This window comes from Verrucomicrobiia bacterium (assembly GCA_026414565.1).
Classification (GTDB): domain Bacteria; phylum Verrucomicrobiota; class Verrucomicrobiia; order Limisphaerales; family Fontisphaeraceae; genus Fontisphaera.
The window spans coordinates 39,805-55,856 of record JAOAIT010000029.1; the positions used below are offsets into that span (position 1 = coordinate 39,805).

Genomic DNA, 16,052 nt, shown 5'->3' on the forward strand with positions numbered 1-16,052 from the left:
TCAGGTGGCCACTGCCAGCGCCTTGGGCGCAAACGGCAACACTTTGGCCAGCAGCCAGACCAGCAGCAGGCCCGCCACGGCAATGACGGTGGACATGACCGTCCAGGATTTCAGCGTCTCGGTCTCTGTCATCCCGCTCAGGCGGCTGACCACCCAGAAGCCGCTGTCGTTCATCCAGGAGGTGGAGAGCGCGCCAAACCCGATGGCACAGAAAATGTAGAGCGGATGAAACGGCAGCGGCGGGTTGGTGGCCGGATCCATCATCGGATACACCATGGCCGAGGCGGTCAACATGGCCACGGTGGCGGAGCCTTGCGCCACGCGGATCACCCACGCCACCAGCCACGCCAGGAAAATTAGATTCACATTCTTGCCGGCCACCAGCTCCTTGACGGCATCGCCCACGCCGGCGTTCTTCAACATCAACCCGTACGCGCCGCCCGCGCTGGTGATCAGAATGATCACGCCTGCGGTGAGCATGGGGGCGGCCAGCCGTTGCTCGATGTCGCGGAAACCAAAGCGGCGCTGCCATGCCAGAATGGCCAGCGCAATGATGGCTCCCAGGCCGAGCGCCACGTTGCGGTTGCCGATGAACTCGGCCCATTGTTGGGCCTGGGCAAAACGCTCCGCCCCCAGCCACGCCACCAGGCGGGGGAAACTGCCGCCCGCCACCTCGAAAAAGGAGGCCCCGCTGATCAGCGCGATGGGCAGAATCACGGGCATCACCGCCAGCCAGAAGGGCGGCAGCTCGGATTCCGGTTTGGCCACAATGGCCTCCAGCTCCGCCAGCGGCGCATCGGGGGTTTCGCGCAGCGGCACTTCCATCCGGCCGTTGATCCACCGGGCCACCGCCCACCCCACGACCGCCGGAAGGAGGCCAATCAACACCCCCGCCACAATGGACATGCCCACGTCCACCTTCAAATTGTCCACCATGGCCAGCGGCCCTGGGTGCGGCACGGTCAACGAATGCGTCACCATGCCGCCGCTGCAAATCGCCATGACGTAGAGCAGGTAATCCTTGCCCGTGCGCAGCCGGAGCGCCTTGGCCAGGGGCACCATGAGCATGAACATGGTGTCGAAAAAGATGGGAATGGAGAGAAAATAGGTGGCGCCCAGCAGCGCCAGACTGACATGGCGCTCGCCAAACAAGGCCAGAAACCGCCGCACCACCTTGTCCGCCGCCCCGCTTTCCATGAGGCACATGCCGATGATGCTGGCCAGGCCGATGACGATGGCGATTTTGCCCGCCGTATTGCCAAACTCACGCGTCGTTAATTCCACGGCCGCCACCCAGTGGCTTGGCGGTGGTTTCGCCGGTTTAGCGCCCTCGGTGGCCGCCGTGGCGGGCAGGGGCGGCGGCTCCCCCCGGGGCCGGGCGCCGGGGAGCCGCTCGGCCAGCAACCCGGCCGTCATGGCCGCGGCAATCAACGCCAGAAACGGATGCACCCGCAACCGGGTGATCAACACAATGATCACCCCCACTGAAATGCCCAGCACCGCCAAAGGCCACAAGCCCGGCGCCGGCGCCGCCGTTGTTTGCGCAAGTAAAACCGTCATGGAACGCCGCTACTGGTACCGGAAAAAGCCCCCCGCGGCAAAAGAAATGTTGCCCCGCCCCGGCCGCCCTGCCGCCGGCCATTCATTCACGCTGCGAGACTTTGGTTTGTTTTATGCGGCTTCGCCCGCCGGACGGCGCCGAGGGAACAGTGACTGCGGATGTCACCCCCGGCCGCTTAAGATGGGGGGCATGACAACGATGCTGCATGCAGGCTGGAGCGGTTCAGCAGATTTTAATTGCGTTGGTTCTTTCCCCCGGCTACACCATATTGCACACCACCATGCGGGAGCAGGCACAGGTACATTCAAACGGGATGTCAGCGAATGTTCGGGAATTTTTTTTGCCTACGCTTTTCCCCCATATTGTCCCCAAGTATGAAACATAAACAAAGTTAAACCAAGCCAGACTTGCCGACCATGAACCACAACGCCCAACCTCCCATCCCCGGCCCCGACTTCTGGAAACGCAAACTTGCCGCCTATCTCCACGATCCGCCAGAGAAGGCTTATAACTTTGGACCGAATCATATAGAGCGCGCAGAGATACATGCGGCAAGCTTTGGTGTGGCAGAATTGTGGAGAAACATGGCAGGCAACTCCGATTGGACGGCCGCTGCCGCAGATCGTTTTGTTTTTCCACATGGTAACAATTTAAGAGAAAACATCGGAGAAGACGCATCCCCTTGCTTTATCCACCCGATGTCCGGTCGCGCAGAAAAGCCCGCCCTTGTTCAAGCTAATTTTCCCTCCGAGGAACAGGCTCAGCAATGGCTGGCTGAGATTCGCCAGGATTGGACAAGCGACGATGCAGCGGTCAATTTCTTGCGCACCTGGCGCAAATGGTCGGCTTGCGCTGCGGAACATCATGGCGGGCAGAATGCAGGGGCCAAGTTTCTTCCTTATCTACCTGCCGACACCCGCGTTTGCGACGGCACCATCTGGCATCATTGTGCCATTGTGAGCGCCTTGGAAGCCACCCGTATAGACGAAAACAACTTAAAAAGCGGTTTGGCTCCCGCCTTTTTCCTGTTTCAAGTCAGCCCGGTGCAGGAGTTCATCGCCCAGGCGCGCAGCACACGGGACCTCTGGAGCGGAAGTTACTTGCTCTCCTGGCTGACAATGCATGCCATCAAGGCAGTGGCTGACAGATTTGGCCCCGATGCCATCATTTTCCCCAGCCTTAAAGGTCAGCCGCTTTATGACTACCTGGAGCGTCGCTTAGGAGTCATGCCCGAGACAAGCAACGTGCTTGTCCCCGGCATTCCGAATCGCTTTCTAGCTGTCGTGCGGGCGGATTTCGATGGCAATCTCGCCGCCCAAGCCTTCAATGATGAGTGGAAGAGAATTGCCGAAAATTGCCTGCATTGGCTTGGAGATAGGCAGGTACACCTGCCTGAAGGCCTATTCCGCGCACAAGTTGAACACTACTGGCACATCGCCTGGCAGCTCTGGCCCTGGCAAGGCGTGAAGGAGGCTTTGAAGAACTTAGGGAAACTACCTCTCGGTAAGAGTAATCCTATTCATCTGGCAAAAATCATCGCTGAAAATATTCCTGCTCAGCACCGGGACAACCGCTGCTACCGCGACGATCAACTCGATCCCGGCTGGGCCTGGAGTGCGCATTACCAGCTCTGTCAGCACGCGCTGGATGCCCGCCGGTCGCTGCGGGAATTCATGGGCCTCCCTACCAACCCTCAGGCCCGCCCCGGGCATCGCGATGCCCTAAGCGGAAAAGAAGAGGCTGTGTTGTCGAGCGATGCTATTGAAAACCTGCAAAACGCCGAGGTTTCAGCTCTTTTCCGGCATGCCGACCCGCTGGGAGCCGCCAACGTGATTAAGCGTGTCTGGCATAAAGCCTATCTGGCCCGGCTACAGGAGATCAACGGTGGAAGATATCCCTGCTCATTATCTCGCGCCTGCAAGAGTTTTGATTCTGTGCCCTCCGTGGCTGCGGGACAATGGTTGTACAACCTCAAACAACGCCTCGAGGACAATGCAGAGCTTCGAGCGGACCTAGTTGCCTTATCGAGTAATCTACATCAAGTCGCCGACAATCTGAAAGGAGTCAGCGTTGGCAGCCCCATCGAGCGCGATGACAGTTGGCAAGTTTTAAAATGGCTGGAGGCTACCGAGGTGGAAATTTTCACCGATCGCTTTTGGCAAAACCATCGAGGAGCCATCCAAGGCAATGAACATATCCAGGCGGCTGCTCAGCAGGTCCACACCTTGAAACAAAAACATAAACTGGAGGAACCGCCTGCCTATTACGCGGTACTGGCATTGGACGGAGACCAAATTGGCAAATGGCTGAGTGGAGAGAAGTCGCCTTCGGTAGAAAAGGTGATTAGTCCAAGGGCCGCCGCATATTTTGCCCAACAAATGCCCGGAACCATGACGCCGGAGGAGCAAGAGGCATTCAATCAAGCAGCCACAGAGATAGCCATGCCGGAGGGATGGCAAGGCGCGTGGCCGCCACAAACTGTGCAGGAGTGGATTCGAGCATGGTTGGCGTCACCGCGGCCCATCAGTCCGTCCTGGCACCTTCAGTTCAGCGAAGCGCTGGCCAACTTTGGCCTTTACGCCGCTCGCCGGATTGTCGAAGAGGTGCATCATGGCCAGCTCATTTACGCAGGAGGTGATGATGTCCTGGCCATGTTGCCGGCCGATGAAGCAGTCCAGTGCGCCAAGAATCTGCGTGCTGCCTTCCAAGGCAGGCGGCAGGACATGACACCCAGGTGTCAAGAACTTTTCCGTGAAAATACCCCTGAGGGTTTTTTATGGCTCGAAAGACCCGGCAAAAACGATCCGTCGTGGCCCTTGTTGGTGCCCGGCCCACGCATGACCGTCTCAGTCGGCCTAGCCATAGGGCACGTCAAGGAGCCGCTGCAGGACATGATTGCCGAAGCGCAAAAGGCCGAGAAACGCGCCAAGTCGGCTCCCGAGCGGGAAGTATTTGATCATCATGATACCCCCCCAGCACCAAAATGGAAAGCCGCGGAAGGATGGGATCGCGATGCCTTGGCCGTCACGCTCTACAAGCGCAGCGGCGAAACCATCCGTTGGGGCGCCAAGTTTGGTTCACCAGCCTTCCCCCTCTTGGAATACTTTCAGACGCATTTCCGAGACAACCCGCTTGACGCTGACACCCCACCTCCCATCAGCGGGCGCTTCCCCTATCGTCTGGCAGAGCTGCTGGAGCGTTACGGACTGCACACCAATACGGACACTCTTCGGGACATTGCCGCAAAGGAAGTGGCCTATGTCATCAGCAGGCAAACGACAGAAGACGCAAACGGCGCTGCCCATGGCGCGTTTAACCGGGCCACACTCCAGGAACTTTGCATGAATTACCTGGAACATTTGGCCGAGTTTTCCTGGCGCCGCCCTAGGGAGCAGCAAGCCGCGTTGGTCCCCCGCCCCATTGGTGAGTTTGTTAACCTGTTTTTGATTGAAACCTTCATCCGCCGACAGGCAGACTAACTATGAAAACTTACACCCTCATCCCCAAAGACCTGTTGTTCTTCCGTGACGGTCGCCCCATGGAAACCAGCGGGGGCCACGGTGCCCGCTGGCCGGAGCCGTCCATCATCTTTAATGCTCTGCATGCTGCGCTGTGGCGGGCCTTTCCCCAGCCGCAACCTTGGGAGCACCTGCATGATTTTGGCCGAAGCAGTTTCCGCCCGCGCAATGGCAACAACCAACGCTTCGGGTCGCTCACCACAGCGGGCCTTTTCCCCGTTTGGAAAGACCAGCGCTGGCTTTTCCCGGCACCCGCCGATGTCGTGCCCTCCGACCCAAATGACAAAGTGGGCTGGCTCTTGTATCCGCAGGAGAAAGGCCATACCAATCTACCAGCAGAATTTCTATCTTACACGGTGGGCAGTTATGCCAAACCTTCCAAGGACTTTATTCCCCCCTGGTGGACGGTTGCTGCCTGGCAGGCCTACTTGGAGGGCAACAAACCCGCCCCAGATACCCTGTTTCACAACGAGGACCTGTTTGCCGGAGAATGGACGACGGGCATTGGCATTGACCCCCGGACGCAAACCCAGGACGGAGAACATATTTACAGCGCCGAATATCTGCGTCTTCGCCCCGAAGTCCGCTGTGGTTTTATTGCCAGCCTGCTGATGAAACAAAATGCACCCCAAACAAAACCAGAGGCCGCCCAAGCCAGCCCGCTGGAATGCATCCAAAATTTGTTTTGTCATAACGACACCATCATTGTGGGCGGCCAGCAACGTCCCTGCAAAGTGGAGGCTTTTGAGCAAAACGGTGATGGTCTTCCGTTACCGAAAGGCAGACAAGAAAAGTTTAATGAATCCAATGGAAAAGTGCTCCTTAAATGGGTAATGCTGACTCCCGCCATCTGGCCGGAAATTAGGAAAGACTCCGCCCGCAACATAGCGGCTCATCCTGGTGGCTGGCTGCCCAATTGGGTGTGCCCCACCACGGGCAAAGTTTTTTTGAAAGCAGGGCCTTTGGATCGCCAGCCTGGTGAATCCAGGGACAATTGGCGTAGGCGTGTCCGCCAAGCTGACTCTATCAACGCCCGGCTCGTTGCTGCAGTTGTCCCCAAGCCTATCACGGTTACTGGCTGGACAGAACGCTTGCATCTCTTGCAAGCAGAACCCCATTGGAACCAAAACGGGCGGGGGCACGGCCCGCGGCCCACCCATCTCGCGGTTCCTGCGGGGGCGGTTTATTATTTCGAGGCCGACTCAGCCGAAGACGCGGAGAAGCTGGCCGCGGCCCTGAACTGGCACGGCGGGGGCGATTACACCCGCATTAAGAACCGCCGGAGCACCCTGCTGGGCGAGCAAGGATTTGGCCTGGGGGTTTGCGGCACCTGGACCTTTTACCCTTTTTCCAAAGCCAACGTCAGCGAACATCGGCAGAAGTGACCTTTGACCCGGCAACCCTTAAATTACCCCTATGAGCGAAAACAACCCTAACGTAACCAACACCGGCAACAACCCCAACCAACAAAACAAACCTATGGAAGAAAAAATCCTCTACCTCTTCACCCGCACTCCCCTGCACGTGGGGGCCGGCGCCAGTGTCGGCGCGATTGACCAGCCCATCATCCGCGAACGCCACACCGGGTTTCCCATCATCCCGGCCACCAGCCTCAAGGGCACTTTCGCCGATGAATGGAATGAATCCCAGCCGGGCAGCAAAGTCGAACGCAGCGACGAAGGCAAATGGCTCTTTGGTGAGACCGATGCCAACAATGCCGCCGCCGGGGCTATTCAGTTCACTGAAGCCAAACTTCTGGCCTTCCCTATTCGCTCCGCCAAGGGCAGCTTTGCGTGGATCACCTGCCCCCTCATCCTGCGCCGGGCCGTGCGGGATGGCGCGCTCAAGGTGGAGCTTCAGGGATTAAGATCCCCCACCGATGAGAAGGCTTTATATGATGGGGGTAACGGCTCCCCCATTGATTTGGGCGGCAAGATCGTGCTGGAGGAATACACCTTTACCCAAGGCGGCGCGCTGCCCAATGGCCTTGCCGATGCCATGGCCAAGCTCATCTCCGACCCTGTCTGGGCCGAAGTCGCCTCCCGCCTCATTATTCTCAGCGACGGCATGATGAGCTTTTTCGTCCAAAACGCCTGCGAAATTGCCCAGCACGTCCGCATTGACGATGCCACCGGCACCGCCGCCACCGGCGCGCTGTTCAATCAGGAAAACGTCCCCAGCGAAACCTTGTTTTACTCTGTCGTTCACTTTCTCCAGAGCCGCGTCCGGGCTGGCAACTACGCCGGCAAAACCGCTGCGGACGCCGCGCAAGCCTTTGGGGCAAAACTCGGAGCTCAAAAGGTCTTCCAGTTTGGCGGGGATGCCTCCACGGGCCTGGGCTATTGCACGTTGAAACTTGCCTGAGACCCTTTAATAAAGTAACCCAGTCAACCCTTAAACCTGTCTTGAACCATGAAAAACCTCGAGCAAATCCGCGCTGCCAACGCACTTGAGCCGGCCAAAGATTTGGACCGCTCGGCCGTCAATAAACTTCCGGCCATGATCCTGGCCAACGGCCTGCTGGCCACGGCGGCCTTCTGCAACGCCGAGGGTAGCGGCGACAACCGCGGCCACATGAAGAAAGCCCTGGAGGCGACTGCCAAACACCTGATTCAACGCGGCTTCCTGAGCAACGGCGCCGGCAATGTAATCAACATGATTGGAGAACTAAGCGAAAAAGATTCGCACCAACTTCAAGTGATCACTGCCGAAGCCCTGGCCTACATCGCCTACTTGAAACGTTTTGCCCCCAAGAGAGATTAAAAGCTGATGAGTGCCCAGGTTCCCAGCCTAGTCTGCGCCGCCAAAAAAATACCGAACCACGAGGTGACTTATGCCTATCCCCATGCCATCCGATACGGCCGCTGTTCTGGGCCAGCAAGCTGAGAAATGCCAAAGCCGTTCGCTCTTCTGCGATCGTTTTGCCGATCCAGCGGCTAGAGAGCAAGCACGCAAGCACTGGTTTTCTCAGCTCATTCGGAAAAACCCAGAGGCAATAAGCCTGCAAGCCCGACAGGACTTTCTTGCCGCAATCAAGACCAGCCCCACAAACCTCCTCTACGCCCAGCTTCAGGCCCGACTCATGGTGAACATGGCCGGGGGCGTCATGGAAAACGCCGGCCTCTGTCTCGACCGCTTTGGCATGCCCTACATCCCCGGCAGCGCCGTCAAAGGCTGTGCCCGGCGCGCCGCTCTGGCCGCCCTTCATGATTGGCCGAGTTCAAACCAAAAGCCCGGCAATGACCATCCCCTGGCGAGTGCCTACGATTCTTCCTTTGCTTCCCCGGCGCAAATGCTCGCCACCGTCGCCCTGGTGTTTGGCTGGTGCGAACAAGATTGGAAGCAAGATTCCGACTTCGGCTGGGCCTGCCCGGATGAACAAACCCGCCGGGATGCAGCCGAATTACTCGCGGGAAAGCTTAACCAGAAAATTGAAGAAAAACAAAAACAAACCCCATGGAAGGTTCTGCCCAACTTCGCCGGTCTCATCTCCTTCCTGCCTGCTTACGCGGTGGACTTGGGAAGAACTGGGGTAATTGATGGTCTGCCCCACCCTGTCCCCTCTCCGGGCAAGCTCGAGCTGGATGTCGTCACCTGCCATCACCCCGAATACTATTCCGGCAAGAAACCAATTGCCACCGATACCGAGGACCCCAACCCCGTTGTCTTTCCCGCCGTGGCGCCCGGGCACGTTTTTGCCTTTGCCCTGCTCCCCCTGCCCCGCGCCGGCCGCTCCCTGGCCCAAATCCAGTGGGATCAAACCCAGCTTAAACTCCTGGAAATCGCCAGAAACTGGCTCGCCGCCGGCCTTGCCGTCTTCGGCCTCGGCGCCAAAACCAACGCCGGCTATGGGTGGTTTGACACCAGCAGCAACATTCAAACCATTGCCTCGAATGCCCTGGTCGAGGCCGAGAAACACCGTCAAGAACAAACTCGCATACGACAAGAGGCGGAAAGGCACGAAGCCGCTCAAGCAGAGCAACAGCGCAGAGCTGCCGAAATTAAGGCCGCCACCGCAAACATGACACCTGAACAGAAATTGGATTACCAAATTGCCCACCTAACCCAAGAACAATTTCGAGGTTGGCTAAACAGTTTTCTGAAACGTAATGAGGAAGAGCAAAAGGCCATCGTCAGAGCATTGCGCCTGCCTCCTGAGGACAAAGCGTCGCGCCGAAGCTTCTGGGAAGATTTAAAGAACAAAGCGAGCAAAGGCGGTGATTCCGCCCGCGTCAAGGAAGCCATACATAAATTAAGTAAAAAAATGTACCCAGGCAAAGAAAGTAAAATGCCATGAAAACCCAACTCTACCACATCGAATTCCTCACCCCTTGCTTCGGAGCCGGAGCAGATCAGACCAAAGCTGAATTGCGCCCCTCTGAAATTCGCGGCCAGCTCCGCTGGTGGTTCCGCGCCCTGGGCGGTACCCTCCAACAAGAACGCAAAGCCTTTGGTGGCGTTCACCAAGACCAGCCCGTTTCAAGCAAATTACTTGTCCGCGTTCACCAGCAGCCTCAAGGAGAGAAAAATGACTGGACCTCTAGAATTGAAAGACAAGGTGTTGGGCCTGAGACGTACCTGCTTGGATTCTTTTGCGGAAAAACCGGACGCCTGAACGCTACTGGAGCCCTGCCGCCCGGCAGCAAGGCGGTCATAGAGATTCTCTTTAAGGAAACGCCTTCCGAATTGCTCGAACTCGCCTTGGAAGCATTTTTTTCAATGGGAGCTTTGGGCTTCCGCATCACCCGGTGTGCCGGAGCGCTTTGTAGTGAGGAATATAAACTCAACGAGCAAGGTTGGAGTAAACTCAGTGAAAAACTCACTGCCAAAGGATTCCAAGTGACCTTAATCGGCAAACCATTCAATAACTGGGTTGATCTTATCACACATGCTGGCACTCTATTGAAAAATGGACTCCGAGGCCGTAATGGCTTGGGCATCAGCGCTGGCGCTGGAGGCACAAGGCCCAACGCGCTTGGCTCAGCCAAACCCCGCCAAGCCAGCGTGCTCCACCTGCGGCCTGTCCGTATAGATAATCAGCTCCGCCTGGCATTGATCGAGGCCCCGCATGGACGCATCCTCGGCCCGCCAGCACTTCGAGCCCACAATAATCGCGGTTCCATCATTGCCCTAGCCCGAGAGCGCAAAATCATACAACGATGAATACCGCCCTCGAACTGTACGATGTTATGAAACAAGATTCTCATCTCCAGCCGTTTCCTTGATTACCGTATGGCCAAGCCTACCTTGTTTATTTCGCTGGGGAAGAGTCAGGCGATTGTGCCCGAGGCTTACTTGGTTCATGGGACCAAGTTTGCCTCGGTGCGTGTCATTACCACCAAAAACACCGGCGTTGAGCTCATCACCTCGTTCTTTGCTCAGTGCGCGCCCGGCGTGGCTCTGGAGATCAGCCGGGTCGCCGGGTTTGACGGTTTGACCGATGCGGAGGATCATTTCCTTTTTGAAGAGGTCCTGTATCGCTGGATTCTGCATGCCCAGGTCCCTCCGCCGGAGCGGTATGTTTGTCTGGCGGGCGGCTTCAAAACCATGTCCGCCGCCATGCAAAAAGCGGCCGCGGTGCTTGGGGCCCAAGATGTCTTCCATGTCATTGCCGATGACCGCAACGGGCCCCTTCCCGAGACCCTGGAGCAAATCCAAGAGGCCGTTCAAAAGAAGCGCATTTACTGCATTTCCCTGGGACCGGAAGGCGGCTGGCCCCAGTTTCGCCAGTTCCGGCCCGAGGATTATCCCCTGATCGTTGCCCGGCAGGCGGGCCAAGAACGCTGGCTTGAGGTGGGGGACAAGAGATTCCGCACTCATCTGCGGGAAATCGTTGAGCGCAGCCACAACATCGCCAACGCCTGGGACAACCTGCCCCAACTTCCCTTTGCCCGGCTGGCCACCTGGCCCCGGGAGGCCCTGGGCTGGCTGGGTCAACCCCTCGATCCGGAGCACGATGCAGCGTGGATCGGAAAATTGCCGAAGGTCGAACTCCATTGCCATCTGGGCGGCTTTGCCACCGGCGGTGAACTATTGCAAGAAGTCCGCAAGCGCGCGGAAAATGGCCGCCAACTTCCTGCTTTGAAAGCCCTGAAGCTGCCCCGTGGCTGGCCCCTGCCGCCGGATACGATCCCGCTGGTTAAGTACATGAAACTGGGTAACAACAGCGGCACCCAGCTTCTGAAAGATTCCGGCTGCCTCCGCGCCCAGTGTGAGCTCCTTTACCAGCATCTGCGCAGTCAGAACATCCTCTACGCCGAAATCCGCTGCTCCCCCGCCAATTATGCCGCGTCCGGCTGCTCCCCCTGGCAGGTGCTATGCGCCATCCGCCAGACTTTCCAGGACTGCATGGAGCAATGGCCCGGCTGTCATGTCAACCTTATCCTCATCGCCACCCGGCGCCAGGGGGGCGACTTCCGCGCAGCCATCTCCCGGCATCTGGCCCTGGCCATCACCGCCGCCGAACATTGGAGGGCAGAAGACCAATGCCGCGTCGTCGGCGTGGACCTGGCCGGTTACGAAGCCGCCGACACTCGCGCCCATTATTTCCGCGAGGAATTTATTGGCATCCATCGCTGCGGCCTGGCCATCACGGTGCATGCGGGTGAAAATGACGAAGCCGAGGGCATCTGGCGGGCCGTGTTTGATCTCAACGCCCGCCGCCTGGGGCACGCCCTGCATCTCACCGAGTCCCCGGAGCTGATGCGCTCCGTCGCGGCCCGCGGCATCGGCATCGAAATGTGCCCCTACGCCAACTACCAAATCCACCCTTACCAAATCCCCGGTCTTCGCGGGCAGGGGAACCAGCGCCGGGAAACCTATCCGTTGCGCAAGTACCTGGAACAGGGCATCCGCGTCACCGTCAACACCGACAACCCCGGGATTTCCGCCGCCGACCTTACCCAAAATCTGCTGCTTGCCGGACGCCTCTGTCCCGAACTGACCCGGCTGGACATTCTCAAACTTCAGCGCCACGCCCTTGAGGCGGCCTTCATCAGCCCGGGCCAGCGGCAGGAGTTGGCGCGCAAATTTGAAGAGGAACTCTCTCCACGCCTGCCATGACGATCGTCTCTGAGGAACTTGTGCTCTGCACGGCCGTGGCGGATCTGCCCACTGCCTGGCTGCCCATCGCGGGCGCCGTGGCCATGGACGAAGCCACCCTCTACCAACACCTTGACCCTCTGCCCCCCCATTGGCTGCCTCGTTCCCAAGCCGAGCAAAACACCCGCTACAAACAATGGATTCCCTACCTGCTCCTGCTGAATCCCCGCAAGCAAATCGCCGCCTACGCCCGCCAAGGCGCCGAAACCCGCCTCCACGGCCGCTGCTCCGTGGGCATTGGCGGCCACATCAACCCCGGCGATGCGCCGGAAACCGAGGGCCCCTTTGCCTGGCGCGACACCATTCACAACTGCCTGCGCCGCGAATTGAACGAGGAATTCCCCGCCGCCCTCCCGGGGCGCACGCGCTTTCTGGGCCTCATCCATGAGTCCCTCACCCCGGTGGGGCAGGTCCACCTCGGCCTTGTGTTTCTGCATCAGCTTTTCCACCAACCCGGCCCCGCCGGCCCGGAACTGCAAAACCTCCAATGGCTCGCGCCCGCCACCGTTGGACGCCTGCCCGCAGAGAACGGCACGCAGTTTGAACTGTGGTCCCAGCTTGCCCTGCAACTGTTGCCTCCTGTCCTGCCATGATCCTGCTCTCCCTAGCCTCCAAACAAATCTGGCCTCACATCCTCCTGGCGGCCCACCTCAAGCCCGAGCGCCTGTTTCTCCTCCACAGCCAGGACAAAATCGAATCCCAAGGCCCCGCGCAGCGCCTGAAGCGCCTGCTCGACCAATCCGCCCTGGTGCCCCCCGGCCACACGCGCCTGGAACCTGTTTCCGACACCGATTTCCACGAGGTGGAACAACAACTGGATCAACTGCAGCTTCGCCATCAGCTTCAACTTTCCGACTGCGTCCTCAATTTCACCGGCGGCAACAAACTGATGGCCACCGCGGCTTTCCGCTGGGCCGCCCGCCGGGGCCTGCGCGCCTGCTACCTGGAACGCCGCCATCGGCTCACCTGGTTCGCGCCCCGTGATGGAGACATCCACACTGAAACCGAAGTGCTCGACCCCCACCTTACCGACACTCTCGATCCCCTGGCCCTGCTCCGGTGCCACCTGGAGGCCTCCGAAATCCAGAACAAGGGCCATACCCTCTCCCTCAACCGCCAGGGCCAGGAATGCGGCCTTCCCAAATTCCTTAAACTCATTCAAAACGGACACGATCCCAACGCGTTTTTGCAGCCCATCACCACCCAGGCCAGGGACGGTGACCGTTTGGAGCTCTCCACCGCGGCCATTCTTCTAAAACTTGGCGTCCACGCCGTGCAGCGCGGTCTTCGCCTCAAAGTCAAATCCGTCTCCAAAGTCAGCACCAGCCAGCCCCATCTGGAAATTGATCTCCTCTTCAATTGGGGCGGCCGCCTTTGGTTGGTGGACTGCAAGGATCGCCGCGCCCCGGAAGACTTTGTCCACAAGCTCCGGAAGGAATTGCGCTCCCCCTTGTCAGAAAGCGCCCACCATCTTTTGAACCGCATCGCCAGCGAGCTGAGTATCAGCCAGACCAAAGTCCTCAAAGAAGACCTGCTGGCCATCCACGAAATTGACGGCCTCCTGGGGCAGATACTTTGTATCCGCAAAGCTCCGCTCCCCCCCGAAGTCGAACAATACGCCAAACACAACCACATCACTGTGATCTACAAGAATGAACTGGCGATCAAACTCCCCGAATTGATCAACCCCCCGCCGCCTGAACCTTCCGCCCCCGCTGCTTCCCCGGTCTGTGGAGCGGCGCTGCAAACCGCGGACGGGATGCCCCCCGCTGACCCCGCCATGCAAACTTGAGGCGACCGCCGTAATAACGGCAAACCATGAGCTTCACCCAACATCAATGCGGGCCTTGGCGAAACACGGCAAGGCACGGCCTGCGCCAGCAGTCCGCCCGTTTCCCTGGCCCCCACCAGCCAACCCCTTGCTCCATCGGCCACTTCCGAATCAGTCCCACCCCCAACCACGCCACGGCTTGGGGCATTTTGTTGCGTGCCACCCTCCAAAAAAATTTCAGGTCAGGAGCTGAAAACGCTGAAAAAGGGGGGGCTCCTGACCTAAGTCATAAACTACTGATGACAAACAAGATACGCAATATTGAGAAAATCTTTAATGATAAAGAAGCAGGCAATATGCCAACACAAAAATGGCCTCCTGACCTGGAAAACACTTGCGCAGTTGCGGCAGAATGGGTTACAAAGGCAGAGTCGGGAATGCGGTGAACGCCGAAAGGCAATGGAGACTTGCGGCTATCCGTGACGGTATTGGACAAAACCTGTCGGGAATGCGGTGAACGCCGAAAGGCAATGGAGACACGATGACGGGCAGGCTGAACCATACTGCTATCATAGTCGGGAATGCGGTGAACGCCGAAAGGCAATGGAGACCGATTCCGTCCACGTTGCCGTTCACGATGCCGTTGTTGTTGTCGGGAATGCGGTGAACGCCGAAAGGCAATGGAGACCCAATCTTTTCCGACAAGCCAACCTTGGCCTTTTCCGTCGGGAATGCGGTGAACGCCGAAAGGCAATGGAGACAAGAGAAAAGACAAGTGCCGGCTTGGGGCATCCGCTTACCCCGTCGGGAATGCGGTGAACGCCGAAAGGCAATGGAGACCCGTGTAGTCCGGTGTGGCCTTAAGCCTTGGCCTCAGCCTCGTCGGGAATGCGGTGAACGCCGAAAGGCAATGGAGACTCGCATTGGCGACGGGAGGCTTCTAATTTGTCCTTTGCCCGTCGGGAATGCGGTGAACGCCGAAAGGCAATGGAGACGACGTGCCCAACCGCGTAATAGTCGGGCGAAAATTGCATCCGTCGGGAATGCGGTGAACGCCGAAAGGCAATGGAGACCCAATTTTTGCAAAAAGTTGGCCAACATACGGCAAGCGGGTCGGGAATGCGGTGAACGCCGAAAGGCAATGGAGACGTAACGCGCCCGACCGGCTTGCCCTCGCCATCGAGCAGGGTCGGGAATGCGGTGAACGCCGAAAGGCAATGGAGACCGGGGCGACCGCGCCCGGCCCCGGCCCCGGCCCCCGCCGGTCGGGAATGCGGTGAACGCCGAAAGGCAATGGAGACGGGCCTCTCGCCACGAATAGGTAACGCGCCCGACCGGCTTGGCGGGAATGCGGTGAACGCCGAAAGGCAATGGAGACCTGGCAGGAGGAATTCCCATTTCCTCCACCAGCCTATCGGGTCGGGAATGCGGTGAACGCCGAAAGGCAATGGAGACATGCGGGCCACAGGTTTGACACTGAATCGCCGGAAATAGTCGGGAATGCGGTGAACGCCGAAAGGCAATGGAGACACCACCAAATCCGGCACGTCACTGGCCGCAAGGACTTTGTCGGGAATGCGGTGAACGCCGAAAGGCAATGGAGACCCATCAGCCGAAATTGTAATTTCGACGGCATAAGGCGCAGTCGGGAATGCGGTGAACGCCGAAAGGCAATGGAGACCCATGTTTTGGCTGGGCAGCATCGTCCATGCCAAACGTGCGTCGGGAATGCGGTGAACGCCGAAAGGCAATGGAGACTTTGCGCTCGCGATGCGAGATGTTTTTAACCTCCCCGTGGGGTCGGGAATGCGGTGAACGCCGAAAGGCAATGGAGACTAGGTTTGCACGTTGTGGGGGGGTACCCATAGCTCCCGTCGGGAATGCGGTGAACGCCGAAAGGCAATGGAGACTTCCGCTCAATAAAGTGACCATTCGGCAACCTCAACGGTCGGGAATGCGGTGAACGCCGAAAGGCAATGGAGACATACAGCTTCACGAAGGTTCTGGTTTCGCTGAAGGATAGGTCGGGAATGCGGTGAACGCCGAAAGGCAAGGGAAGGGTGTGGACGGTGGGGGGCTGTCCGTGAGCCGGTGGTGCGGT

10 protein-coding genes and 1 CRISPR repeat array are annotated in these 16,052 nt (G+C 58.7%); of the genes, 9 read left to right on the forward strand and 1 reads right to left on the reverse strand.

What is annotated here, in order from left to right:
* Positions 1-1,560: a GntP family permease gene (locus N3J91_07530; protein ID MCX8156279.1), complete on the reverse strand. Its 1,560-nt coding sequence runs from the start codon at positions 1,558-1,560 to the stop codon at positions 1-3.
* A 417-nt stretch (positions 1,561-1,977) separates the two neighbouring features.
* Between N3J91_07530 and cas10 the strand changes: the two genes are divergently transcribed.
* The 9 genes from cas10 to N3J91_07575 all read left to right on the forward strand — a co-directional run bounded on the left by cas10 (position 1,978) and on the right by N3J91_07575 (position 13,972).
* Complete coding sequence (cas10, locus tag N3J91_07535) at positions 1,978-5,040, forward strand: type III-B CRISPR-associated protein Cas10/Cmr2 (GenBank protein ID MCX8156280.1); 3,063 nt, start codon at positions 1,978-1,980, stop codon at positions 5,038-5,040.
* 2 nt (positions 5,041-5,042) lie between these two features.
* Positions 5,043-6,464, forward strand: coding sequence for a hypothetical protein (locus N3J91_07540; protein MCX8156281.1), 1,422 nt, complete (start codon positions 5,043-5,045; stop codon positions 6,462-6,464).
* Between the two features lie 31 nt (positions 6,465-6,495).
* A complete protein-coding gene (gene cmr4, locus N3J91_07545) occupies positions 6,496-7,443 on the forward strand; it encodes a type III-B CRISPR module RAMP protein Cmr4 (GenBank protein ID MCX8156282.1) in 948 nt (315 codons plus the stop codon).
* A 48-nt stretch (positions 7,444-7,491) separates the two neighbouring features.
* Complete coding sequence (gene cmr5 / locus N3J91_07550; GenBank protein ID MCX8156283.1) at positions 7,492-7,842, forward strand: type III-B CRISPR module-associated protein Cmr5; 351 nt, start codon at positions 7,492-7,494, stop codon at positions 7,840-7,842.
* An 82-nt stretch (positions 7,843-7,924) separates the two neighbouring features.
* Complete coding sequence (gene cmr6 / locus N3J91_07555; GenBank protein MCX8156284.1) at positions 7,925-9,376, forward strand: type III-B CRISPR module RAMP protein Cmr6; 1,452 nt, start codon at positions 7,925-7,927, stop codon at positions 9,374-9,376.
* On the forward strand, positions 9,373-10,242 hold the full coding sequence (gene cmr1 / locus N3J91_07560; protein ID MCX8156285.1) for a type III-B CRISPR module RAMP protein Cmr1: 870 nt from the start codon (positions 9,373-9,375) through the stop codon (positions 10,240-10,242). The genes cmr6 and cmr1 overlap by 4 nt, the downstream gene beginning before the upstream one ends.
* A 69-nt stretch (positions 10,243-10,311) precedes the next feature.
* The gene (locus N3J91_07565) at positions 10,312-12,141 is read left to right on the forward strand and encodes a hypothetical protein (protein ID MCX8156286.1); all 1,830 of its coding nucleotides are present in this window, start codon (positions 10,312-10,314) and stop codon (positions 12,139-12,141) included.
* Entirely contained in the window at positions 12,138-12,773 is a 636-nt protein-coding gene (locus N3J91_07570) for an NUDIX domain-containing protein (GenBank protein ID MCX8156287.1), read from the forward strand. The genes N3J91_07565 and N3J91_07570 overlap by 4 nt, the downstream gene beginning before the upstream one ends.
* On the forward strand, positions 12,770-13,972 hold the full coding sequence (locus N3J91_07575; protein MCX8156288.1) for a hypothetical protein: 1,203 nt from the start codon (positions 12,770-12,772) through the stop codon (positions 13,970-13,972). Before N3J91_07570 ends, N3J91_07575 begins: the two co-directional genes overlap by 4 nt.
* A 409-nt stretch (positions 13,973-14,381) precedes the next feature.
* Positions 14,382-16,011: a CRISPR direct-repeat array (repeat unit 37 nt; unit sequence GTCGGGAATGCGGTGAACGCCGAAAGGCAATGGAGAC).
* The last annotated feature ends 41 nt before the right edge of the window (positions 16,012-16,052 follow it).